Raw genomic sequence first — 21162 nt, forward strand, 5'->3', positions numbered from 1 at the left:
CTGAACGCGCGCCGAACGGCTTCCAGGACGGAGCGACATTCGGCATTTTCCTACCCCGAAGGCCGGGGCCCAGTCGGGAAGGTCGTCAAACAGGCGCAACGACCGACCGTTCGCGTCTGCCAGCTGGACCCCGGCCTTCGCGAGACCTTTGCGAAACTATTTGGTCATGCCGGACCCCTCGACAGAGCTGGGGAGAGCCCTGTTCCGGCATCCACCGTGCCGCAAACCAATAAGCTGTTGATTTCGCGGCGCCATGGACCCCGGAACAAGCCTGTCTTGAGCCTGTCGAAAGGTCCGGGGTGACGGAAGAAGAATTGCCCTTCGAGGAGTTTCGCAGAAGTCTCGCCTTCGCCGGGGTGGATGATGAGGCGTGGCGTTGAATGTCGATCCGCATTAGGCGGCGTGCCTCCTCCCGTTTCGAGAACCCGTGAATGACCCGACGCTGGCTGTGGCCGGTCCTGATCCTGGCGCTGGTCGCCGCGCTGCTGCTCGGGGTTGGCGTCGGCAGCGCGAGCATTCCGCCGGCGCGGGCCTGGGCGGCGCTGATCGGGCATGGCGACCCGGTGGAGCGCGCGATCCTGGTCGAGCTGCGGCTGCCGCGCGCGATCCTGGGACTCGGCGTCGGCGCAATGCTGGGCCTCGCCGGCGCCGCGTTGCAGGGATATCTGCGCAATCCGCTCGCCGAGCCGTCGGTGCTGGGCGCCTCCAACGGGGCGGCGCTGGGAGCGGTGGTGGCGCTCTATTTCGGGCTGGCCGCCCAGTACCCGGCGGCGCTGCCGCTGGTGGCGATCGCCGGCGCGCTGGCGGCGCTGGCGCTGTTGTTCGTCCTGGCCGGCCGGTCGGAGAGCGCGCTGACGCTGATCCTGGCCGGCATCGCGGTGGCGACGCTGGCGGGGGCGGGGATCAGCCTGGCGCTGAACCTGTCGCCCAACCCGTTCGCAGCGATCGAGATCATGACGTGGCTGCTCGGCAGCCTGGAGGACCGGTCGTTCCGGCACGTGCTGCTGGCGCTGCCGTGCATCGCGATCGGCGTCGCGCTGCTGGCGGGACAGGGACGGGCGCTCGACGCGTTGACGCTGGGCGAGGACGGGGCGGCGGCGCTGGGCGTCGACCTGCGCCGCACGCGTGCGCGGCTGCTGCTGGGCACCGCGATCGGCGTTGGCGGGGCGGTGGCGGTGTCGGGATCGATCGGCTTCGTCGGGCTGATCGTGCCGCACCTCGTCCGCCCGCTGACCGATCGCAGCCCATCGGCGGTATTGTGGCCGAGCGCGGCGGCAGGTGCGGTGCTGCTGACCCTCGCCGACGTGGCGGTGCGGGTGATCCCGTCGACCAACGAGTTGAAGCTGGGCGTGGTCACCGCGTTCCTGGGCGTGCCGGTGTTCCTGGTCCACCTGATGCGGGAGCGGCGGCTGTGGTGAGCGTGTCGGCGAGCGACCTGTCGGTGACGCTGGGCCGGCGCACCGTGGTGCGCGGCGTTTCCGCGACGCTGAAGGCGGGCGCGCTGGTCGGTATCCTCGGCCCCAACGGGGCGGGCAAGTCCAGCCTGGTGCGCGCGCTGCTCGGCCTGCTGCCGCACGGGGGCGCGGTGTCGATCGACGGGGTGCCGCGCGCGTCGCTGTCGCGTGGCGAGATCGCGCGCCGTGTCGCCTATCTGCCGCAGGGGCAGCTGCTGCACTGGCCGGTGTCGGTGGAGCGGCTGGTGGCGCTCGGTCGGCTGCCGCATCTCGGCCCCTTCTCGCGGATCGGCGCCGCCGACCGCGCGGCGATCGACCGGGCGATGGCGCGCGCCGAGGTCGGCGCGCTGGCCGACCGCGTCGCCACCGAGCTGTCGGGCGGCGAGCGGGCGCGGGTGCTGCTCGCCCGCGCGCTGGCGGTGGAGGCACCGGTGCTGGTCGCCGACGAGCCGCTCGCCAGCCTGGACCCCGCCCACCAGATCGAGGGCATGGAGCTGCTGCGCGCCGAGGCGGACGCGGGCGGGCTGGTCGTCGCGGTGCTGCACGACCTGACGCTGGCCGCGCGTTTCTGCGACCGGGTGCTGGTGATGGCGGACGGCGCGCTGGTCGCCGACGGGCCGCCCGCGGCGGTGCTGACGCCGGCGTTGCTGGCGGAGGTCTATGGCATCACGGCCACAGTGACGGGCGGCGAACGACCGCTGCTGGTGCCGCTGGACCGCGTGCCGTTGACGGGGCGGTCGCCCCCCGCCTAAGGGCCGCGCCGCGACAGGTTCCCCGGCAACGGGGATGAAAAGGGAACGGGGTTCGAGACCCCGGCTGCCCCTGCAACTGTGAGCGGCGAGCCAGCGTGCCACATGCCATTGGGGTTTCCCCGAGAAGGCGGCACGACGGGGTTCGGCAGGATCGCCCTGCCGGCCGGCATTGACCCGCGAGCCAGGAGACCTGCCCGTCGCGGTCGTTCTTCGACCGGCCAGGGTGTGCCGGACGGACGGGGGTGAACCCGCGAAACGACGAACAACCACCGTCTCGAAGCCCAGGGCTTCGGGGCGCATCGTCATTTGGGGTTTATCAGTGAAGTATCTTCTTCTCGCCGGTATCGCGTCGATCGCGCCGATATCCGTCCACGCCCAGGTCGCCACCGACGTGCAGGCGCCCGCACCCGACGCGGCCGCCCTGCCCGAGGCGCAGGAGGCGGGCGGCAGCAACGCCGCCGAGCCGGGCACGATCGTCGTCACCGCCAACCGCGCGCCGACCGAGATCGACCGCGTCCCCGCCTCGATCACCGTGCTCGACAAGGCGGCGATCGACCGCGCCGGGGATTTCGTCGTCTCCGACCTGCTGGTGCGCACGCCGGGCGTCACGCTGTCGCGCAACGGGGGCTACGGCACGCTGACCTCCCTGCGCATCCGCGGCGCGGAGGCTGACCAGACGGTGGTGGTGGTCGACGGCGTCAAGATCAACGATCCGTCGTCGCCCGGCGGCGGTTACGATTTCAGCAAGCTGCTGGTCGGCGACGCGACGCGGATCGAGGTGCTGCGCGGCCCCCAGTCGATCCTGTGGGGCAGCCAGGCGATCGGCGGCGTCGTCAACGTGGTGACGCCGCTGGCCGACGCGCCGCTCGAAGGCAGCCTGGACGTCGAGGCGGGCAGCCGCGACACCGTCAGCGGCCGGGCCGCGGCGGGCGGGCGCACCGGCCCGCTCAGCTGGCGGATCGGCGCGCAGGCGTTCACCACCGACGGCATCTCCGCCTTTGACGAAGGTACGGAGCGCGACGGTTATTCCAACCGGTCGGTCGCGGGCCGCGCGCTGCTCGACCTGGCCGAGGGGATCAGCGCCGACCTGCGCGGCTATTACTCGGACGGGCGGGTCGATACCGACGGGTTCCTGACCGACAGCCTGGAATATGCGCGCAACCGCGAGTTCGTCGGCTATGCCGGCCTCAACGCCGCGCTATTCGACGGGCGGTTCCGCAATCGCTTCGGCTTCGGCTACACCGATACCGACCGCGACAGCTACAACCCGGCGCGCGCGCGCCCGCAGACGTTCGACGGCGTCGGCCGCAACGAGCGGTACGAGTATCAGGGCAGCGTCGGCATCCTATCCGGCATCGACGCGGTGTTCGGCGCCGAGCATGAGGAAAGCCGCTTCCGCACCGTCTCGCCGCCGGCCAGCCTGGCGGTCGCGGTGCCGGCGGCGTCGCGCGCCAAGGCCGACATCACCAGCGTCTACGGCCAGCTCAACGCCGAGGTGGTGAGCGGGCTGACGCTGACCGGCGGCGTGCGCCATGACGATCACAGCCGCTTCGGCGGGCAGACGCTGTTCGCGGGCGGCGGCGTGTGGGCGCTGCCCACGGGCACGGTGATCCGGGCGAGCTATTCGGAGGGCTTCAAGGCGCCGACGCTGTACCAGCTCTTTTCGGAGTTCGGGAACGAGGCGCTCGACGCCGAGCGGGCCAAGGGCTGGGAAGCGGGCGCGGAGCAGCGGTTCCTGGACGGCCGTGTCTCGATCGGCGCGACCTATTTCGAGCGGCGGACGCGCGACCTCATCACCTTCGCCAGCTGCTTCGGCGCGGCGGCGGCGGCGGACCCGCTGTGCCGCACGCCGGGCACGGGCACGGCGCGCTTCGGCTATTACACCAATTTCGCGCGCGCCTTCGCCAAGGGCGTCGAGGCGGCGGGCCGCGTCGCGCTGTGGGACCGGGTGGCGATCGACGGCAATTACAGCTGGACCTCGTCGGAGGATCGCTCGGCGGACTCGGCCGGGTTCGGCCGGCAGCTGCCGCGCCGTCCGCGCCACGCCTGGAACGTCGCGGCGAGCTACACCGTCCCCAACGCGCTGACGCTGAGCGCGGCGGCGCGCCATTCGGGCGCGACGTTCGACAACGCGTTCGATTTCACCCGGCTGTCGTCCTACACGCTGATCGACCTGCGCGGCGAGGTGCCGATCTCCGACACGGTGCGCCTGTTCGTGCGCGCGGAGAACCTGTTCGACGAGGATTACCGTACGGCCGCGGGCTTCGGCACGCTGGGGCGCAGCATCTATGCGGGGTTCCGCGGCAGGTTCTGACGGAAACAGCCCCTCCCCATTCGGGGGAGGGGTGTTCTCGCGACCGGCGGCGGGGCATGACGCGCGGGACGGACCAGCGGGACGAGTGACCATGACCGACTTCTTCAGCGCCATTCCCAAGGCCGAGCTGCACCTGCATATCGAGGGCACGCTGGAGCCCGAGATGATGGTGGCGCTGGGCCAGCGCAATCGCGTCGCCATTCCGTTCGCCAGCGTCGAGGAGGTGCGCGCCGCCTACCGCTTCACCGACCTGCAGAGCTTCCTCGACATCTATTACGCGGGCGCGGCGGTGCTGCGCGAGGAGGAGGATTTCCACGACCTCGCTGCCGCCTATTTCGACCGCGCGGCGGCGGACGGCGTCGTCCATGCCGAAATCTTTTTCGACCCGCAGACGCACACGCACCGCGGCATTCCGTTCGCGGTGGTGGTGCGCGGGCTGCTCTCGGCGATCGAGGGGGCGAAGGCGCGGCACGGCATGACCGTCGGCCTCATCATGAGCTACCTGCGCCACCTGGACGAGGAGGATGCCTTCGCCACGCTGGACCAGGCGGAGCCGTGGCTGGACCGGCTGGTCGGTGTCGGCCTCGATTCGTCGGAACTGGGCAACCCGCCCGCCAAATTCGCGCGCGTCTTCGCCGCCAGTCGCGAGCGCGGGCTGAGGCTGTGCGCGCATGCGGGCGAGGAGGGGCCGGCGGATTACGTGCGCGAGGCGCTGGACGTGTTGCGCGTCGACCGGATCGATCATGGCAACCGCTGCCTGGACGATCCGCTGCTGGTCGCGCGGCTGGCGCGCGAGGCAATGACGCTGACGGTGTGTCCGCTGTCCAACGTGGCGCTGCGCAACGTCGCCAGCCTCGACGTGCATCCGATCGACCGGATGCTGAACGCGGGGCTGCGCGCGACCGTCCACTCGGACGACCCCGCCTATTTCGACGGCTACGTCGCCGAGAACTACCGCGCCGTCGCCGCTGCGCGCGGGCTGTCGCGCGAACAGGTGGTGACGCTGGCGCGCAACAGCTTCCTGGGCGCGTTCCTGTCGGACGAGGCGCTGGCCGGCCACCTGGCGCAGCTGGACGCCTTCGTGCGCGGCTGACGGAACGGCGCGGCGCGCGCGCCGTTTGCGTCCCCGAACATCAGGAGCATCCCATGACCAAGCGTTCCGCCACTGCCCAGTATCAGGGCCTCGGCAAGCCAGGCAAAGGCAGCGTCAGCACGCAATCGGGCGTGCTGTCCGACCAGCCCTACGGCTTCAACACCCGGTTCGAGGATCAGCCGGGCACCAACCCGGAGGAGCTGGTCGCCGCCGCGCACGCCAGCTGCTTCACCATGGCGCTCGCCTTCGCGCTGGCGAGCGAGGGATATAACGACGGCACGCTCGACACCAAGGCGGTGGTGACGCTGGACAAGGACGGCGACGGGTTCAAGGTGACCCGGTCGGACCTGACGCTGACCGCCGAGGTGCCGGGCATCGGTGCCGACGATTTCGACCGTATCGCGAACGAGGCGAAGAAGAACTGCCCGATCTCCAAGCTGCTCACCGCGGAGATCACGCTGGAGCACAGCTTGCGCTGAGGCAACTTTCCGGGGCGATCGGACATTGGACGGTTATCATCCATCAGGAGATCGCCCATGCGTTGCACGTCCCTTGCCCTGATCGGCGCGGCGATGACCGCCGCCACGCTGACCGCCGGTTGTGCCGGCGGCGGCTATGGCGGCGATCCGCGTTACGCACGCTACGGCTCGTACGATTACAACCGGCCTGATCCGGCGTACGGCGGCTATTACGCCGATCGCTACTATGTCGACGGACCACGTTATCGCGAGCGCCGGCTCAGCCGCAACGATCGCATCTATCGCGGCGAGAACGGGCGTTATTACTGCCGGCGCAACGACGGCACGACGGGGTTGCTCGTCGGTGCCGCGGCGGGCGGCGTGCTCGGCAACGTCATCGCGAGCGGCGGGTCGGAGACGCTGGGCACCTTGCTCGGCGCGGCCGGCGGCGCGCTCGCCGGACGGGCGATCGACCGCAACAATGTGCGGTGCCGCTGACGAAATGTAACGGCGGACCCGAGGCGGGGCGGCGCCCAGCCTCGGGTCCTTGTCTCCCGTGTCGGCGTCAGGTCAGCGACGACTTGCGCGGGATCGTCTCTTCGGGAGGCGGCTGGTCGCGGTCGAGCTTGTCGCTGGGGCGGCGGGCGTCGCCCTGCTGCTGGTGCTCGGTTGAGAGATTGGGGCGGTCGGTTTCTTCGGTGGGCTTGATGGGATCGTCCATGTGATGCTCCTTCCACCGCGGCCAACCGTTCGGATGGCCGCGGTGTTCCGCATCAGGAGCGACCGGTCACGGGCGGCGCAGCGCGGGCGTGTTCAGGTCCAGCGCCGCCTCCGGGATCACCTCCATTTTGGGGTAGCGGGCGCGTAGCGGCTCGATGAACTGCTTGGCATCGCCGACTACCACGATGCTCGCAGCCTTGGGGTCGAGCAGCGTGGCGGCAGCGGCCTGCGCGGTGCGCGGATCGACGCCCTCCACCTTGCCGGTGAAGCGCTGCAACTCGTCCAGCGCCACATTCTGGACGACGTAGCCGCCGAGAATGCCCGCAGTTCCCGACGTGGTCTCGATCGCGCGGCCGAAATTGCCGACCAGCACCGCCTTGCGGGTGTCGAGTTCCGCCATGGGCACGGGCTCGCTGCCCAGTCGTGCCATCTCGGCGGCGATCAACTGCACCACCTCGGGCGCGGTCGGGTTCTTGGTCTGCGTCCGCGCGACCACGTCGCCCGGCAGCCGCCCGGCCGAGACGCCGCTGCTCGCGCCGTAGGCGAGGCCCCGCTTGATCCGGATCTCCTGATTGAGCCGCGACGAGAAGCCGACGCCGAGCACCGCGTTGGCGACCGACAGCGGATAATAGCGCGGATCGGCGCGGGTGAGGCCCGGCCGCGCGACGACGACGCCCGCCTGGCCGGCGGACGGCATGTCGACCACGATCACGCGCGGACTGGGGTTGGCGGCGGGCGCGACCGGCGGCGCGGGCGTGGCGGTCGCCTGCCAGCTGCCGAACTGCTTCTCGGCCAGTGCGCGCGCCGCGGCAGGCGTCACGTCGCCGACCAGCACCAGCGCAGCATGATCGGGCGACCAAGTGCGCGCATAGGCGCCGACCACGTCGTCGCGGGTCAGCGCCTTGAGCGAGGCGGGGGTGCCATCGGCGGGTGCGCCGTAGGGACCGCTGCCGAACACCGCCCGGTCGGCGACCAGACCGGCGAGCTGCCCCGGATTCTTCAGCGCGACGGTGACGCTGTCGACGGCCTGGGTGCGCGCGCGCTCGATCTCGTCGGGCGCGAAGGCGGGCCGGCGCGCGACGTCGGCCATGATCGCGGCGGCGGCATCGAGCTGGTCCGACTTGACCGTCAGGTTGATCGTCGCGCCGTCATTGCCGGCATCGGCGCCGATCGAGCCGCCGAGCTGCTCGACGGCGCGCGCGATCTCGGCGGCCGAGCGGGTGCGCGTGCCCTTGGTCAGCAGCTCGGCCGACATGCGCGAGGCACCGGCACGGCCCGCGGGATCGCTGGCCGCGCCGCCGGTCGCGACCAGCGTCGCGGTGACCAGCGGCAGGTCGTGCTGCTCGACGGTGATGACGCGCAGCCCGTTGGCGAGCCGCGCCTCCACAGGCTTTGGCAGGTTGACCGCCACCGGCCTGGCCGGTGGTGGCGGCAGCACGCGCTGCCCGGCAGGGGCGGGGGTGACGATCTCGATCCCCGCGGGCGCCCGCAGGTCGGCGACCTGCACGGTGGGCGCGATCGCGATGGCGTTCGCCGGCGCGCCGGCGGGCCGCTGCTCGAGGGGCAGGTAGCGGATCGTCGCCGACGCGTTCTCCGCGAGATATTTGCGAGCGACGCGCTGCACGTCGGCGGCGGTGACGCGGCCGATAGCGGCGATCTGCCGGTCGGCGGCACGCGGATCGCCGTCGACGATGACGGCGGCGGCGAGCGTCGAGCCCTTGTCTTCCGCCGTCTCGCGACCACGGATGGCGGCGGTCAGGATCTCGTTCTTGGCCTCGGCCAGCTCGGCGGCGCTGATCGGCCGGTCGCGGACGCGCGCGATCTCCCGGCGGAGCGCCGCCTCTCCGTCCGCCACCGATTTGCCGCCCGCCATGATCGCGTAGACGACGAAATTGCCGGTGCCCTGCTTGGTGTCGAGGAAGGTCGACGCCGATTGGGCGAGCTGGTCGCGATAGACCAGGCTCTCGTACAGGCGCGAACTCTCACCCGTCGCCAGCACCGCGTTGAGCACGGTGATCGCGGCGATGTCCGGATCGCGATCGGGTGGCAGGTGCCAGCTCATCAGCACGGCCGGAAGCGGCGTGTTCGCCTCGTACACGGTGCGAACGACCGGCGTGGTGCGCGCGGGCTCGCGCACCGTTACCCGCGGGATCGGCGTGGAGGGGCGCTTTATCGGGCCGAAATACTGATCGACCCACGCGTTCAGCTGCGCCGGGTCGAAGTTGCCGGAGACGACGAGCACCGCATTGTCGGGGCGGTAATAAGTGGCGTGAAAGGCGCGCACGTCATCGATCTTCGCCGCTTCCAGATCCTCCAGGCTGCCGATGCCGGGACGGGCATAGGGATGCACGGTGTAGGCGAGTTCGGGATAGTAGATCGACAGCAGCTTGCCATAGGGTTGGGCCAGGGTGCGCTGGCGCAGCTCCTCCTTCACCACGTCGCGTTCGGAGGCGAAGGATACCGGCTCGACCACCAGGCTCGCCATCCGGTCGGCCTCCGCGAACAGCAGCCGTTGCAGGTGGTTGGCGGGAACCACCTCGAAATAATTGGTGTAATCGTCGTTGGTGGAGGCGTTGTTGTAGCCGCCCACGTCTTCGGTGAGGCGGTCGATCTGCTCCGGCACCAGGTTGCGCGTCGCCTTGAACATTAAATGCTCGAACATGTGCGCGAAGCCGGAACGGCCCTTGGGGTCGTCCTTTGAGCCGACGTCGTACCAGACCTGGACCGAGACGTTGGGCGTGCCTGTGTCGCGCAGGGCGTAGACGCGCAGGCCGTTCGCCAGCGTCCGCTCGGTAAAGGCGAGCGGCTTGACCGCGGTCGCTCCCGCAGCGGGCGCCGGGGCGGGGCGCGCCTGGGCGAAGGCCGTCGCGGGCGCGAGCAGCAGGGCGGACGCGAGCAGCGCCGAGCGGAAGGTCATGGTCACTTGTCCTTGTTGCGGTTGGCGAACAGCACGGCGGCGGCGACCGCGGCGGACCCGATGCCGACGCCCAGCCCGATGCGGGCGATCGGCCAGCCCTTCGTCTTGTCGGCGACCGCCCCGGCGGCGGCCTCCGCCTGCGCCTTCATCGCGGCGGCGGCGGCGACGATCTCGTTGGGCTGGTCCTGCTCGGTCATCTTCTCTCTCCTTGCTCGCCGGCGTAGCTCGCGCGAAAGGCGTCGGCGAAGGCGGCGAGCCGCCCCTCCGCGATCGCCGCGCGCAGATCGGCCATCATCACCTGGTAGAACCAGATATTATGCTCGGTCATCAGCATCGCGCCGAGGATTTCCTGCGAGCGGACGAGATGGTGGAGATAGGCGCGGCTCCAGGTGGCGCAGACCGGGCAGGGGCAGGCGGGGTCGAGCGGGCCGTCGTCCTCCGCGAAGCGCGCGTTGCGCAGGTTGAGCGGGCCGGCGCGGGTGAACGCCTGGCCCGTCCGGCCGGAGCGGGTAGGCAGCACGCAGTCGAACATGTCGATGCCGCGCTCCACCGCGCCGACGATGTCGGTCGGCTTGCCGACGCCCATCAGGTAGCGGGGCTTGTCGGCGGGCAGCTGGCCGGGCGCGAAGTCGAGGCAGGCGAACATCGCCTCCTGCCCCTCGCCGACCGCGAGGCCGCCGACCGCGTAGCCGTCGAAGCCGATGTCGATCAGCGCGTCGGCGGAGCTTTTCCGCAATCCTTCGTCCAGGGCGCCCTGCTGGATGCCGAAAATCGCGTTGTTCGCGGCGTGATCGCCACCGGCGTCGAACGCCGCGCGGCTGCGCCGGGCCCAGCGCATCGATCGCTCCATCGCCGCGGCCTGCACCTCCCGGCTGGAGGTGGTGGGGACGAGTTCGTCGAACGCCATCACGATCGTCGAGCCGAGCAGCCGCTGGATCTCGATCGACCGCTCGGGCGAGAGGAGGTGGCGGCTGCCGTCGAGGTGCGACTTGAACGACACGCCCTCTTCCGACCGCTTGGTCAGGTCGGCGAGGCTCATCACCTGGTAGCCGCCCGAATCGGTCAGGATCGGCCGGTCCCAGCCCATCAGGCGGTGAAGGCCGCCGAGTTTCGCCACCCGCTCCGCGCCGGGGCGGAGCATGAGGTGGTAGGTGTTGCCGAGGATGATGTCCGCGCCCGACGCGCGGACGTCCGCCGGCTTCATCGCCTTGACCGTCGCGGCGGTGCCGACGGGCATGAAGGCGGGCGTGCGGATGGCGCCGCGAAGCGTGTCGATCACCCCGGTGCGCGCGCGGCCGTCGGTCGCGTCGATGCGGAAACCGAAGCGCGTCATCGCTTGCCCTTCTTCGACACGCCGGACCGCGCCGGGCCGTTCGCGTCGACGGGCGCGGTGCGGAAGGTGAGCAGCTCGGCGCGGCTGATCCCCGGCCGCCCGTCCTTGTCGAAGCGGGTGTAGAGCTTGGCGAACTGGCGCTGCAATTCGTCCAGCGTCACCTGGTCGTCCGTGTCGCGGTCGACGTCGAACGGCGACGGCAGCGCGTTGGCGTCGCCCAGGTACCGCGCGGCCCAGTCGGCATAGGCGAGGTAGCGGAGCCTGCCGGTGCCGCCGATATCGATCGCGGCGAAAGAGCGGGCGACGCAGGCATCGAGTTCCGCGCTGGCGGTGACGCCGTCGCCGTCGGCGTCGCAGGCGGCGATGAACATTGCCACGGGCTCCACCACCATCGTCGCGGGCGTCTGCGGCGACGGCCGGTTGGACGAGCGCACCACCACCTCCTGACCGTCGGCGACGGGCGGCGTCGTCTGGGCGGTCTGGAGCGCGAGCGCCATCAACAACGCGGGCAGGATCATGGGCGTGTTCCGGGCAGGAGCAGCGACGCGTCGCCGTAGGAGTAGAAACGATACCCCTGCGCGATCGCGTGCGCGTAGGCCGCCTGCATCCGATCGGTCCCCATCAGCGCCGAGACCAGCATGAACAGCGTCGAGCGCGGCAGGTGGAAATTGGTCAGCAGCCCGTCAACCGCGCGGAGCGCCACGCCGGGGGTGATGAAGATCGCCGTATCGCCCTCGAACGGCCGGATCGTGCCGTCCACGTCGGCGGCACTCTCCAGCAGGCGGAGCGAGGTGGTGCCGACCGCGATCACCCGGCCGCCGCGCGCGCGCACGGCGTTGAGGCGCGCAGCCGTGGCGGCGTCGATCCGGCCCCATTCGGCGTGCATCCGGTGGTCGTCGGTGTCCGCCGCCTTGACCGGCAGGAAGGTGCCCGCACCGACGTGCAGCGTCAGCGTCTCGTGTCCGATCCCCGCCTCGCCGAGCGCGGCCATCAGCATGGGGGTGAAGTGGAGCGCGGCGGTGGGGGCGGCGACGGCGCCGGGTTCGTCGGCGAACATCGTCTGGTAATCGTCCGCGTCGCTCGGCCGGATGCCGCGCCTGGCGGCGATATAGGGCGGCAGCGGCATGCGGCCGGCGCGCTCCAGCAGCAGCTCGACCGGCTCGTCGCCGGCGAAGTCGAGCGCCCAGCTGCCGTCCTCTCCGCGCGCGGTGCTGGTGGCGCCGACGCCGTGGCCGAAGTCGATCAGGTCGCCGTCGCGCAGCCGCTTGGCGCCCTTAACGAAGGCGCGCCAGCGGCGTGGCCCCTCGCGCTTGTGCAGGGTCGCGCCGATCCGCGCTTCACCGCGATGGCCGTCCAGTTGCGCGGGGATGACGCGGGTGTCGTTGAACACCAGGCAGTCGCCGGGGCGGAGCGCCGCGGGCAGGTCGGCGACCCCCGCATCGCGCGTCGCCTGGCCGTCCAGCACCAGCATCCGCGCCGCATCGCGCGGGGCGGCGGGGTGGAGCGCGATCCGCTCCGGCGGCAGGTCGAAATCGAAAAGGTCGACGTTCAACGGCGCGGCGCAGCCTGGCGGGGGGCGGGGCGAGGAGCGGTGCGGGAGGCCGGAGGCGGCGCCGGATCGTTCGCGGCGGGCTTGGGCGCGGCGACGCCGGCGGGCGCGGCCGTGCCCGGCAGCGTCACCGGCGCGCCCAACCCTGCAGGCGGCGGCGCGGGGGCGGGCACGTAGGCGGGGGGATTGTCCGCGGCGATATAGGCGTGGACGATGCGGCTGGGATCGATCGGCGGCTCGCCCCGCTGCACGGCGTCGACATATTCCATGCCGTCGATCACCCGGCCGAACACCGTGTACTTCTTGTCCAGCGACAGCCGCGGCTGGAAGACGATGAAGAATTGGCTGTTGGCCGAATCCTTGTCCTCGGCCCGCGCCGCCGACACCGCGCCGCGCACGTGCGGCAGGTAGTTGAACTCGGCCGGCACGTTGGCCAGCTGCGACCCGCCGGTGCCGTCGCCCTTGGGATCGCCGCCCTGCGCCATGAAGCCATCGATCACCCGGTGAAAGGTGAGGCCGTCGTAGAAATGCTGGCGCGTCAGCGTCTTCACGCGTTCCACCATCTTGGGCGCGACGTCCGGCCGCAGCCAGATGGTGACGCGACCGCCGGTCGACAGGTCGAGCAGCAGCAGATTGGCCTTGTCGGTGACCGGCGGCGGCGCGAGGCGGGCCGCCTGCGGCGCGGTGGGCTCCACCTTCAAGGGCGCGGGCCTGGCCTGCTTAGCCTGCGCCAGGACGGGGGCGGGAGCGACGGTGGCGAGACAGGCGGCGAACGCGAACAGTTCGGCGAGAAGACGCATCGAATTCCACTCAGAACAGGTGACCGGCGGCGCTGTAGAGCATCCGTCGCCTTGCGCCAAACTGAATAGAATGGCCCGGAGGCCGGCTCCTTCCGCGAGATGGTCGGCGGGGTGGGCCGAGGCGGAAGGAGGAGGATGGTGGGCGTAGCAAGGTTTGAACTTGCGACCCCTGCGATGTCAACACAGTGCTCTACCACTGAGCTATACGCCCACGCGAGGAGGGGCCTTTACGGGCGCCCGGCCGGCTTGCCAAGGCCCTAAATGATGGTGGAGGCGCCGTCGGCCTGAAAAAGTCGGTCCACCTCCGCCACCAGCTCGCGCAGGTGGAAGGGTTTGGACAAGACGCGCGCGCCCGGCATCTCGCGCCCGACGGTCAGAGTCACCGCGGCGAAGCCGGTGATGAACATGACGCGCATGTCCGGCGCGATCTCGCCGGCGCGGCGGGCGAGCTCGATGCCGTCCATCTCCGGCATGACGATGTCGGTCAGCAGCAGGTCGAACGCGTCCGCCTCGATCAGCGGCAGCGCCGCGGTGCCGCGGTCGACCGCGACCACCGAGTAGCCCGACCGCTCCAGCGCGCGGGCGAGATAGTCGCGCATCACGTCGTCGTCCTCGGCCAGCAGGATCCGGATCATCGCGCGTCTCTCGTCATGAGCGGCTGTGTAGGGCCGCGGGGTTAAGAAATCTCGTCGCAATCGCGTGGAGCGCCGCTAGGCTGCGACGAATGGAGCGAGGAGTGCAGCGCGGGTTCGACCAGCATGGCGGCGATGATCCGGCGTCGCCGGTGATCGTGTCGGTGCCGCACGCGGGTCGTGATTATCCGGCAACGCTGCTCGCGGCGCTGCGCGTGCCGGTGGCGGCGCTGGTGATGCTGGAGGATCGCCATGTCGACGCGGTGGCACTGGCCGCCCGCGGCGCGGAGACGCTGCTGGTGCAGCGGCGCGGGCGCGCGTGGATCGACCTCAACCGCTCGGAGCACGAGCGCGATCCGCGCGTGGACACCGGCGCCTCCGCAACGGCGCGCGCCTCCGCCAAGCTGCGCAGCGGCCTGGGGCTGGTGCCGTTGCGCGCCGGGCGAACGGGCGAATTGTGGCGTGGTCGCTTCGCCGGGGTGGAGATCGACGCGCGCATCGCCGCCGATCACCGGCCCTATCACGATCGGCTCGCCGCGCTGCTCGCCGCGGCGCGGGCGCGGCACGGGGCGGCGGTGCTGCTCGACCTCCACTCCATGCCGCCGCTCGGGTCGGGGCGGCCGCAGGTGGTGATCGGCGACCGGCACGGAACGAGCGCGGGCGCGTCGCTGGTCGCGCGGGTGGAGGCGGCCGCGGCGGGGTTCCGCGTCGCGCGCAACGCTCCTTATGCGGGGGGACACGTCACCGAGCGGCACGGCGACCCGGCGCGCGGCATTCACGCGATCCAATTGGAACTCGACCGGGCCCTGTATCTCGACGCGGCGCTCGACCAACCGGGCGACGGGCTGGCGCGGACGGCGGCGCTGGTGCGGCGGGTCGTCACCGCGCTGGAGCGGGAGATCGGCTGGCCGCTGAGCCAGGCCGCCGAATAAAAAACCACCCCGCGCTGATCGCGCGAGGTGGCCAAGGTTCAGGGAGGAGACACGCTGAAAGCGTGTCGTACGGCGTCGCGAAAGGGGGGACACGATGCCGTACGAGACTGAAATAATTATCGCGGCCAAAGGTTCAAGGGCGCTCCGGAAAAATCTTCACCGCTCCAGCGCGGGGGCCATCCGCGCGAGGATTCCGTCGCGCAGGAGCAGCCGGTGGCGCAGCGCCGCAGCGACGTGGAGCAGGACCAGCGCCAGCATCAGCCAGCCGAGCAGCCCGTGCGCGTCGTGGCCGAACCCGCCCGCCGCCTCGCCGACCGGCAGATAGGGCAGGTCGAACAGCCCGAACCAGGTCAGCGGCCGGCGGGTCGCCCCGCCCGACACCATCAGCCAGCCGGTCACCGGCATGGCGATCATCAGCAGGTACAGCGCCCAGTGCGTCGCGTGCGCGGCACCGCGTTCCCATGCCGGCGTGTGCGCGGGGAGCGGCGGCGGCCGATGCGCGATCCGCCAGGCGACGCGACCCGCCGTCAGCGCCAGCACGGTCAACCCGATCGCCTTGTGGATCGACATGCCGCCCAGTGCATCGTGGAAGATGCCGATGACCAGGTTGACGATCACCAGCGCGGCGATGGTCCAATGAAACCACATGGCGACGCGCGAGTAGCGCGCGGCGGGTTCGGTCCTGGCGTCCATCGTTCGGCTCCCCTGGTGCGGTTCCATTCCGCACATAGCCGGGTTTGCCGCGCAATACCCCCTTCATTCGGACGAAGGCGGGCCGCTTGCCCTCGTCGTCACCCCGGCGGAGGCCGGGGCCCAGGTGGGAAAGCGGTCTCGATCTACCGCGATTGTCCCTCAACTGGACCCCGGCCGTCGCCGGGGCGGAGTGGCCCGACCGGGACGGCCGGTTTACCCCAGCTGCGCCGGCGGCGTCTTGCCCTGCTGCACCTGGCGCGCGAACACGTCGCGCATCAGCGACAGCGAGAACAGGTGGGCGTAGAGCAGCGGCAGCATGCCCGACTGGCTCATCTTGCGCAGCTGGTCGCCGCGCAGGTCGGCCAGTTTCTGCTCGTTGACCATCTGGAAGCCGCGATAGACGAAGGGCTGGTCGGCGCCCTCCGGCTGGATCGATACCTCGCCGTCCATCAGCAGGCCCTGCTCGCGCAGTTCACGCATGAAGTTCTGGGTGCGCTGGCCGGCCTGCTCGAACGTCTCGTTGAAGCCGAGGATGTCCTTGGTCGCCTGGCTGGGCTCCTTACCCTCGAACAACGGTTCGCCCTCGTCGAACGCGCCGATCGCATCGCTGGTCGGGTCGAAGCAGAGCGACAGCTCGTCCGCGTCCGGGCGCAGCTTGGCCAGCATGAACGGGTAGCGGCGGACATAGGCGGGGACGTAGATGTTCGCCTCCGTCAGCTTGCCGTCGTCGCCGACGAACACGTTGACGCCCTCGTTCAGGCCCATCAGCGCGAGCGGGATGGCGTCGTCGCCGACCGAGAAGACGATGGGCATGTGGCGCTGGACCAGCGGAAACTCGTCGGTGGTCACCGGGATGGCGTGCTGGCCGACCAGGAAGGGCGCCGAGTCCATCTGGCGGATGCGATAGCCCGTATGCGCCTCGCTGGAGAGCGGCTCGAGACCGTTGTAGAAGAGCGGCAGTTGCGGCGCGCTGGCCATGGATCGGGAACTCCAGGTGGAACGTTGCCGCGGTCCTATGCCGCGGTGGAAACCGGCGCAAGCAGCTTGCCCGGGTTGAAGAGGCCGAGCGGGTCCAGCGCGTGCTTGATCGCGCGCATCGCGGCGAGGTCGCCGGGCGGCAGCAGCCGCGCGAGTTCGCCCGCCTTCATCTGCCCGATGCCGTGCTCGGCCGAGATGGTGCCGCCGGCCGCCGTCACCAGATCATGGACGAAGCCGCTGATCGCGGGCGCCTGCTCGGCGTACCAGCGGGCGGGATCGGCTCCCGCGGGCGCGCGGACGTGGAAGTGGATGTTGCCGTCGCCGAGATGGCCGAAGCCCGACGCGCGGGTGCCGGGAAAGCGCGCCTCGCACGCCGCGGCGGCTTCCTCCATGAAGCGCGGCATCGCGGCGACCGGCACGGCGATGTCGTGCTGGGCGGCGGGGCCGCGGGCGCGCTCGGCATCCGACAGGGCGTGGCGGAGCGCCCAGAACGCCTCCGCCTGCGCCTCGCTCGCCGCGATCGTCGCGTCGGCGACCAGGCCGTCGTCGATCGCGACGGCGAGCACCTGCTCGATCGTAGCGGTCGGCGGCTCGGCCCCGGTCGGCGCGGTCGCCTCGATCAGCAGGTGCCAGGCGTGCGCGCCGGCGAGGGGAGGGCGCGCGCCCGGCAGGTGCGCCAGCGCGGCGGCGAGGGTGCCGGCGGGGATGATCTCGAAACTCTCCACCGCGTCGGTCGCGCGCTGGAAGCGGCGCAGCAGCGCCAGCCCCGCCGCCGGGTCGGCCACCCCCGCCCAGGCCACCGTGCGCGATCCCGCCGCGGGCACCAGCCTGAGCGTCGCGGCGGTGACGATGCCCAGCGTCCCCTCCGCGCCAATCAGCAACTGGTCCAGGTCGTAGCCGCGATTGTCCTTGGGCAGCGCCTGCAGCCCGTCGTGCACCGAACCGTCGGCGAGCACCGCCTCCACCCCCAGCGTCAGCCCGCGCATGGTGCCGAAGCGCAGCACCTGCGTGCCGCCCGCGTTGGTGGAGACGAGGCCGCCCACGGTGGCGTTACCGCGCGCGCCCAGCGTCAACGGAAAGCGGACACCGCGGTCGAGGGCCGCCTCGTGCAGCCGTTGCAGCACCACGCCCGCCTCCACCATGGCGAGCCCGGCCTCCGCGTCGATCCGGCGCACGGCGTCCAGCCGGCGGAGCGACAGCAGCAGCACGCCGCCGTCGGCGGGCGGGGTGGCGCCGCCGACCATGGAGCTGTTGCCCCCTTGCGCGACCAGCGGCACGCGGTGACGCGCGGCGGCGCGGACGATCGCCTGCACCTCCGCGGTCGTCGCGGGCGCGAGCAGCGCCGGCGCGGTGCCGGCGAAGCGCCGCCGCCAGTCGACCTCCCACGGCGCGATCAGCGCGCGATCGGTGACGATCGCGGGGGGCGGCAGAACCGCGCGCAGGTCGGCGAGCATGGCGTTCTGGGCGGGCGACATGCCGGTGATCGCTAGAGGGAGTTCATGCATCGTTCAATCATGGCCGCTACATCCCGGTCCAGCATCATGGCGCCCTCCTTTCTTCTCATCCTGTCCACGCTGGTCCCGGCGATGATGGCGATCATGCCGGGCGGCGTGGTCCAGCGCTGGACGATCCACGAACGGGTCGTGATCCGGGTGCCGCGTACCGAGGCGGGCCCCGCCTCGCCCGTCCGCTGGCGGGAGCGAAAGGCGCCGCGCTGCCTGAAATTGACGGAGGTCAGCGCCGCGACCATCGCCGCGCCCGCCTCGGTCGACCTGTTGATGAGCGACGGGCGCCGCATCCGCGCGCGGCTGGAGGGCGAGTGCCGCTCGGCGGGCTTCTATTCCGGCTTCTACGTGCGGCCGGGCAGCGACGGCATGCTGTGCGCCGATCGCGACGTGATCCGCATCCGATCCGGCGCGGCGTGCGCGATCGATCGTTTCCGGTTGCTGACCCAGCGGCGATAGGGCTTCGCGCGGCGCCAGCACCCCCTTTGCCTTGACTTTTCGCGCCGGTTACGCGAGCGCGCGGGATGCCGGCGTGGGTTTCCTCGCGCCCTGATCCGGACAACTGCATGCCCTTCGCCGATCTCGGCCTTTCCAACGAACTCCTCCAGGCGGTGACCGACGCCGGCTATTCGGAGCCGACGCCGATCCAGGCGGCGGCGATCCCGCCCGTGCTGATGATGCGCGACATCATCGGCATCGCGCAGACGGGGACGGGCAAGACGGCGAGCTTCGTGCTGCCGATGATCGACATCCTCGCCCATGGCCGCAGCCGCGCGCGCATGCCGCGCAGCCTGATCCTGGAGCCGACGCGCGAGCTGGCCGCGCAGGTCGCCGAGAATTTCGAGAAATACGGCGCCAACAGCAACCTCTCCATGGCCCTGCTGATCGGCGGCGTGCAGATGGGCGACCAGATCGCGGCGCTGGAGAAGGGCGTCGACGTGCTGATCGCGACGCCGGGCCGACTGATGGACCTGTTCGGGCGGGGCAAGATCCTGCTCACCGGCTGCTCGATGCTGGTCATCGACGAGGCGGACCGGATGCTCGACATGGGGTTCATCCCCGATATCGAGGAAATCTGCACCAAGCTGCCCAAACAGCGCCAGACACTGCTCTTTTCCGCCACCATGCCGCCGCCGATCAAGAAGCTGGCGGACAAGTTCCTCGACAATCCCAAGCGGATCGAGGTGGCGCGGCCCGCGTCCACCAACACCAACATCACCCAATGGCTGGTGCCGGTGTCGGGCGGCGGCCACGACAAGCGGCGGCGCTTGCGGGAATTGCTGGAACAGCCCGAGGTGACCAACGCGATCATCTTCTGCAACCGCAAGACCACGGTGCGCGAGCTCAACAAGTCGCTGAAGCAGCACGGCTTCAAGTCGGGCGAGATCCACGGCGACATGGAACAGGCGCAGCGCATCGCCGAGCTGGACCTGTTCAAGGACGGTCACGTCACCATCCTGGTCGCGTCCGACGTCGCGGCGCGCGGGCTGGACATCAAGGGCGTGTCCACCGTGTTCAATTTCGATGCGCCCTGGCATCCGGACGATTACGTCCACCGCATCGGCCGCACCGGACGCGCGGGCGCGACCGGCACCGCCTACACGATGGTGGGCCCCGAGGACGCGGAGAACATCGACAATATCGAGAAGCTGACCGGGCAGAAGATCGCTCGGCTGGCTGCGCCCGCCGAGCCCGAGCGCGCCCCGCGCGACGAGGCCCGCGAGGAATCGGCGCGCCTGCCGCGGCGCGAGCGCTCGCCACGCGCCGAGCGGCCCCAGCCACGTGCCGAGCGGTCGGAGCCACGCACCGAGCGGCCCGAGCCACGCGCCGCTGCGCGTCCGCCGCGCCGCGAGGAGGCGGTCGACGCGGGCTGGAACGGCCCGGTGCCTGATTTCCTCCACGTCGCGCTGTCCGCACGCGGATGATCGAACTGGTTGCGCCGGAGCCAGCGAGCGTCGCCAGCCCCTGCGTCAACATCTGCCAGATCGACCCGGCCACCGGCTGGTGCCTGGGCTGCGGTCGCACCATCCCCGAGATCATGAACTGGAGCGCCAAGCCCGCCGACGAGCGCCGCGCCATCCGCGCGGCCCTGCCGCCGCGCATGGCGGCGTTGAAGGCGCGACCGGCATAGGAAGACTCGGCATCCAGCGTCGCGCCGACAAAGCCGTGAACACGCTTTCCGGAAACAACCATTTTCTATCGTTTCCATTTACGCGATGATCGGCGCTCCTCATCTTGGCGACAAGCAAGGAGTTCTCTTCGATGACCGACCTCAGGAGCGCCGTCGAGCGGCGCGGTTTCGATACGCTGGGTCACGCCGATCATGGCTGGCTGGACGCGCGGCATCATTTCTCGTTCGGTGGCTATCACGATCCGGCGCGGATGGGCTGGGGCGCGATCCGCGTGTGGAACGACGACGTGATCGCGCCGAACAGCGGCTTTCCGCCTCATCCGCACCGCGACATGGAGATCATCACCTATGTCCGCAGCGGCGCGATCACGCACCAGGATTCGATGGGCAACCAGGGCCGCACCGCCGCCGGCGACGTGCAGGTGATGAGCGCCGGATCGGGCGTCCGCCACGCCGAGTATAATGTCGAGGCGGAGCCGACGACGCTGTTCCAGATCTGGATCGAGCCGACCCGGCGCGGCGGCGAGCCGAGCTGGGGAGCGAAGCCGTTCCCCAAGGGCGAACGCTCGGGCAGGCTGACCGTGCTGGCGAGCGGGTTCGCCGAGGACGCGGAGGCACTGCCGATCCGTGCCGAGGCGCGCGTGCTGGCGGCAACGCTGGCCGCGGGCGAGCGGGTCGAGCACCGGGTGGGGGCGGGGCGCCACGCCTATCTGGTGCCCGCCACCGGTGCGCTGCTGGTCGACGGTGAGCGGATCGACGCCCGCGACGGCGCGGCGATCCCCGGCGGCCGCACGGTGACGATCGAAGCGCTCGAGGATGCCGAGATCGTGCTGGTCGACGCGGCCTGAATCGTCGGCAGGCTCAGGCGTTACCCCGCAGACTTGGATCTGCCCGTTGCTGA

At 71.0% G+C, this 21162-nt stretch carries 22 protein-coding genes, 1 tRNA gene and 1 riboswitch; of the genes, 11 read left to right on the plus strand and 12 right to left on the minus strand.

From position 1 onward, the window contains the following. The first annotated feature begins 431 nt into the window (after window positions 1-431). From BM145_RS02630 to BM145_RS02655, 6 genes are all read left to right on the plus strand, one after another. Window positions 432-1418: a FecCD family ABC transporter permease gene (locus BM145_RS02630; RefSeq protein ID WP_093330979.1), complete on the plus strand. Its 987-nt coding sequence runs from the start codon at window positions 432-434 to the stop codon at window positions 1416-1418. Beyond that, window positions 1412-2206, plus strand: a complete 795-nt coding sequence (locus tag BM145_RS02635) for an ABC transporter ATP-binding protein (RefSeq protein ID WP_093330982.1) — start codon at window positions 1412-1414, stop codon at window positions 2204-2206. Before BM145_RS02630 ends, BM145_RS02635 begins: the two co-directional genes overlap by 7 nt. Further along, a riboswitch (cobalamin riboswitch) is annotated at window positions 2205-2418 on the plus strand. It overlaps the preceding gene by 2 nt. A 140-nt stretch (window positions 2419-2558) precedes the next feature. Continuing rightward, on the plus strand, window positions 2559-4520 hold the full coding sequence (locus BM145_RS02640) for a TonB-dependent receptor plug domain-containing protein (RefSeq protein ID WP_425441079.1): 1962 nt from the start codon (window positions 2559-2561) through the stop codon (window positions 4518-4520). Between the two features lie 91 nt (window positions 4521-4611). After that, the gene (locus tag BM145_RS02645) at window positions 4612-5613 is read left to right on the plus strand and encodes an adenosine deaminase (RefSeq protein WP_093330984.1); all 1002 of its coding nucleotides are present in this window, start codon (window positions 4612-4614) and stop codon (window positions 5611-5613) included. Window positions 5614-5666: 53 nt separating this feature from the next. Beyond that, on the plus strand, window positions 5667-6092 hold the full coding sequence (locus BM145_RS02650; RefSeq protein WP_093330986.1) for an OsmC family protein: 426 nt from the start codon (window positions 5667-5669) through the stop codon (window positions 6090-6092). A 57-nt stretch (window positions 6093-6149) separates the two neighbouring features. Continuing rightward, window positions 6150-6569, plus strand: coding sequence for a glycine zipper 2TM domain-containing protein (locus BM145_RS02655; protein ID WP_177200065.1), 420 nt, complete (start codon window positions 6150-6152; stop codon window positions 6567-6569). A 67-nt stretch (window positions 6570-6636) separates the two neighbouring features. On the opposite strand, the gene BM145_RS15935 is transcribed toward BM145_RS02655, so the two are convergent. From BM145_RS15935 to cpdR, 9 genes are all read right to left on the minus strand, one after another. After that, entirely contained in the window at window positions 6637-6792 is a 156-nt protein-coding gene (locus BM145_RS15935) for a hypothetical protein (protein ID WP_177200066.1), read from the minus strand. A 66-nt stretch (window positions 6793-6858) separates the two neighbouring features. Next, window positions 6859-9708: a M16 family metallopeptidase gene (locus BM145_RS02660; protein ID WP_093330990.1), complete on the minus strand. Its 2850-nt coding sequence runs from the start codon at window positions 9706-9708 to the stop codon at window positions 6859-6861. A 2-nt stretch (window positions 9709-9710) separates the two neighbouring features. Continuing rightward, a complete protein-coding gene (locus BM145_RS02665; protein WP_093330993.1) occupies window positions 9711-9905 on the minus strand; it encodes a hypothetical protein in 195 nt (64 codons plus the stop codon). Then, complete coding sequence (tgt, locus tag BM145_RS02670; RefSeq protein WP_093330996.1) at window positions 9902-11041, minus strand: tRNA guanosine(34) transglycosylase Tgt; 1140 nt, start codon at window positions 11039-11041, stop codon at window positions 9902-9904. The genes BM145_RS02665 and tgt overlap by 4 nt, the downstream gene beginning before the upstream one ends. Next, a complete protein-coding gene (locus tag BM145_RS02675; protein ID WP_245739016.1) occupies window positions 11038-11559 on the minus strand; it encodes an EF-hand domain-containing protein in 522 nt (173 codons plus the stop codon). Before BM145_RS02675 ends, tgt begins: the two co-directional genes overlap by 4 nt. Beyond that, window positions 11556-12593: a tRNA preQ1(34) S-adenosylmethionine ribosyltransferase-isomerase QueA gene (queA, locus tag BM145_RS02680; protein ID WP_093331000.1), complete on the minus strand. Its 1038-nt coding sequence runs from the start codon at window positions 12591-12593 to the stop codon at window positions 11556-11558. The genes BM145_RS02675 and queA overlap by 4 nt, the downstream gene beginning before the upstream one ends. Continuing rightward, a complete protein-coding gene (locus BM145_RS02685) occupies window positions 12590-13390 on the minus strand; it encodes a peptidylprolyl isomerase (protein WP_093331003.1) in 801 nt (266 codons plus the stop codon). The genes queA and BM145_RS02685 overlap by 4 nt, the downstream gene beginning before the upstream one ends. A 136-nt stretch (window positions 13391-13526) precedes the next feature. Then, window positions 13527-13601: transfer RNA gene (locus tag BM145_RS02690), tRNA-Val, on the minus strand. A 46-nt stretch (window positions 13602-13647) separates the two neighbouring features. Continuing rightward, a complete protein-coding gene (cpdR, locus tag BM145_RS02695; RefSeq protein ID WP_093331005.1) occupies window positions 13648-14025 on the minus strand; it encodes a cell cycle two-component system response regulator CpdR in 378 nt (125 codons plus the stop codon). 89 nt (window positions 14026-14114) lie between these two features. Between cpdR and BM145_RS02700 the strand changes: the two genes are divergently transcribed. Next, window positions 14115-14954: an N-formylglutamate amidohydrolase gene (locus BM145_RS02700; RefSeq protein WP_093331008.1), complete on the plus strand. Its 840-nt coding sequence runs from the start codon at window positions 14115-14117 to the stop codon at window positions 14952-14954. A gap of 156 nt (window positions 14955-15110) precedes the next feature. Here the strand turns inward: BM145_RS02700 and BM145_RS02705 are convergent, their stop codons facing one another. The 3 genes from BM145_RS02705 to BM145_RS02715 all read right to left on the minus strand — a co-directional run bounded on the left by BM145_RS02705 (window position 15111) and on the right by BM145_RS02715 (window position 18130). Beyond that, window positions 15111-15647 carry a cytochrome b gene (locus BM145_RS02705; RefSeq protein ID WP_093331011.1) on the minus strand — a complete coding sequence of 179 codons (537 nt, stop codon included), beginning with the start codon at window positions 15645-15647 and terminating at the stop codon, window positions 15111-15113. Between the two features lie 213 nt (window positions 15648-15860). Beyond that, the gene (locus BM145_RS02710; protein ID WP_093331014.1) at window positions 15861-16625 is read right to left on the minus strand and encodes a SapC family protein; all 765 of its coding nucleotides are present in this window, start codon (window positions 16623-16625) and stop codon (window positions 15861-15863) included. Window positions 16626-16660: 35 nt separating this feature from the next. Beyond that, entirely contained in the window at window positions 16661-18130 is a 1470-nt protein-coding gene (locus BM145_RS02715) for an FAD-binding oxidoreductase (RefSeq protein ID WP_425441076.1), read from the minus strand. A gap of 9 nt (window positions 18131-18139) precedes the next feature. Here BM145_RS02715 and BM145_RS02720 point away from each other — a divergent pair, with 9 nt between their 5' ends. The 4 genes from BM145_RS02720 (at window position 18140) to BM145_RS02735 (ending at window position 21109) form a co-directional block, all read left to right on the plus strand. Continuing rightward, window positions 18140-18589 carry a hypothetical protein gene (locus BM145_RS02720; RefSeq protein ID WP_245739019.1) on the plus strand — a complete coding sequence of 150 codons (450 nt, stop codon included), beginning with the start codon at window positions 18140-18142 and terminating at the stop codon, window positions 18587-18589. Window positions 18590-18696: 107 nt separating this feature from the next. Beyond that, window positions 18697-20055 (plus strand): DEAD/DEAH box helicase, encoded by a 1359-nt coding sequence (locus BM145_RS02725; RefSeq protein WP_093331021.1) that lies wholly within the window; start codon window positions 18697-18699, stop codon window positions 20053-20055. Further along, entirely contained in the window at window positions 20052-20261 is a 210-nt protein-coding gene (locus BM145_RS02730; RefSeq protein WP_093331023.1) for a DUF1289 domain-containing protein, read from the plus strand. The genes BM145_RS02725 and BM145_RS02730 overlap by 4 nt, the downstream gene beginning before the upstream one ends. A 131-nt stretch (window positions 20262-20392) precedes the next feature. Continuing rightward, a complete protein-coding gene (locus BM145_RS02735) occupies window positions 20393-21109 on the plus strand; it encodes a pirin family protein (RefSeq protein WP_093331025.1) in 717 nt (238 codons plus the stop codon). Window positions 21110-21162: the final 53 nt, after the last annotated feature.

The sequence above is a fragment of the Sphingomonas rubra genome (assembly GCF_900115745.1).
GTDB lineage: Bacteria > Pseudomonadota > Alphaproteobacteria > Sphingomonadales > Sphingomonadaceae > Sphingomonas > Sphingomonas rubra.

What these genes read in the sequence shown, in the direction of transcription:
- BM145_RS02685 (WP_093331003.1), bottom strand. Translation starts at nt 13,390, where the DNA reads ATGCGTCTTCTCGCCGAACTGTTCGCGTTCGCCGCCTGTCTCGCCACC.
- BM145_RS02725 (WP_093331021.1), top strand. Translation starts at nt 18,697, where the DNA reads ATGCCCTTCGCCGATCTCGGCCTTTCCAACGAACTCCTCCAGGCGGTG.
- BM145_RS02700 (WP_093331008.1), top strand. Translation starts at nt 14,115, where the DNA reads ATGGAGCGAGGAGTGCAGCGCGGGTTCGACCAGCATGGCGGCGATGAT.
- BM145_RS02665 (WP_093330993.1), bottom strand. Translation starts at nt 9,905, where the DNA reads ATGACCGAGCAGGACCAGCCCAACGAGATCGTCGCCGCCGCCGCCGCG.
- BM145_RS02720 (WP_245739019.1), top strand. Translation starts at nt 18,140, where the DNA reads ATGGCCGCTACATCCCGGTCCAGCATCATGGCGCCCTCCTTTCTTCTC.
- BM145_RS02705 (WP_093331011.1), bottom strand. Translation starts at nt 15,647, where the DNA reads ATGGACGCCAGGACCGAACCCGCCGCGCGCTACTCGCGCGTCGCCATG.
- BM145_RS02675 (WP_245739016.1), bottom strand. Translation starts at nt 11,559, where the DNA reads ATGATCCTGCCCGCGTTGTTGATGGCGCTCGCGCTCCAGACCGCCCAG.
- BM145_RS15935 (WP_177200066.1), bottom strand. Translation starts at nt 6,792, where the DNA reads ATGGACGATCCCATCAAGCCCACCGAAGAAACCGACCGCCCCAATCTC.
- BM145_RS02715 (WP_425441076.1), bottom strand. Translation starts at nt 18,130, where the DNA reads ATGCATGAACTCCCTCTAGCGATCACCGGCATGTCGCCCGCCCAGAAC.
- BM145_RS02660 (WP_093330990.1), bottom strand. Translation starts at nt 9,708, where the DNA reads ATGACCTTCCGCTCGGCGCTGCTCGCGTCCGCCCTGCTGCTCGCGCCC.
- BM145_RS02735 (WP_093331025.1), top strand. Translation starts at nt 20,393, where the DNA reads ATGACCGACCTCAGGAGCGCCGTCGAGCGGCGCGGTTTCGATACGCTG.
- BM145_RS02645 (WP_093330984.1), top strand. Translation starts at nt 4,612, where the DNA reads ATGACCGACTTCTTCAGCGCCATTCCCAAGGCCGAGCTGCACCTGCAT.
- tgt (WP_093330996.1), bottom strand. Translation starts at nt 11,041, where the DNA reads ATGACGCGCTTCGGTTTCCGCATCGACGCGACCGACGGCCGCGCGCGC.
- BM145_RS02655 (WP_177200065.1), top strand. Translation starts at nt 6,150, where the DNA reads ATGCGTTGCACGTCCCTTGCCCTGATCGGCGCGGCGATGACCGCCGCC.
- BM145_RS02710 (WP_093331014.1), bottom strand. Translation starts at nt 16,625, where the DNA reads ATGGCCAGCGCGCCGCAACTGCCGCTCTTCTACAACGGTCTCGAGCCG.
- BM145_RS02730 (WP_093331023.1), top strand. Translation starts at nt 20,052, where the DNA reads ATGATCGAACTGGTTGCGCCGGAGCCAGCGAGCGTCGCCAGCCCCTGC.
- BM145_RS02630 (WP_093330979.1), top strand. Translation starts at nt 432, where the DNA reads ATGACCCGACGCTGGCTGTGGCCGGTCCTGATCCTGGCGCTGGTCGCC.
- BM145_RS02650 (WP_093330986.1), top strand. Translation starts at nt 5,667, where the DNA reads ATGACCAAGCGTTCCGCCACTGCCCAGTATCAGGGCCTCGGCAAGCCA.
- cpdR (WP_093331005.1), bottom strand. Translation starts at nt 14,025, where the DNA reads ATGATCCGGATCCTGCTGGCCGAGGACGACGACGTGATGCGCGACTAT.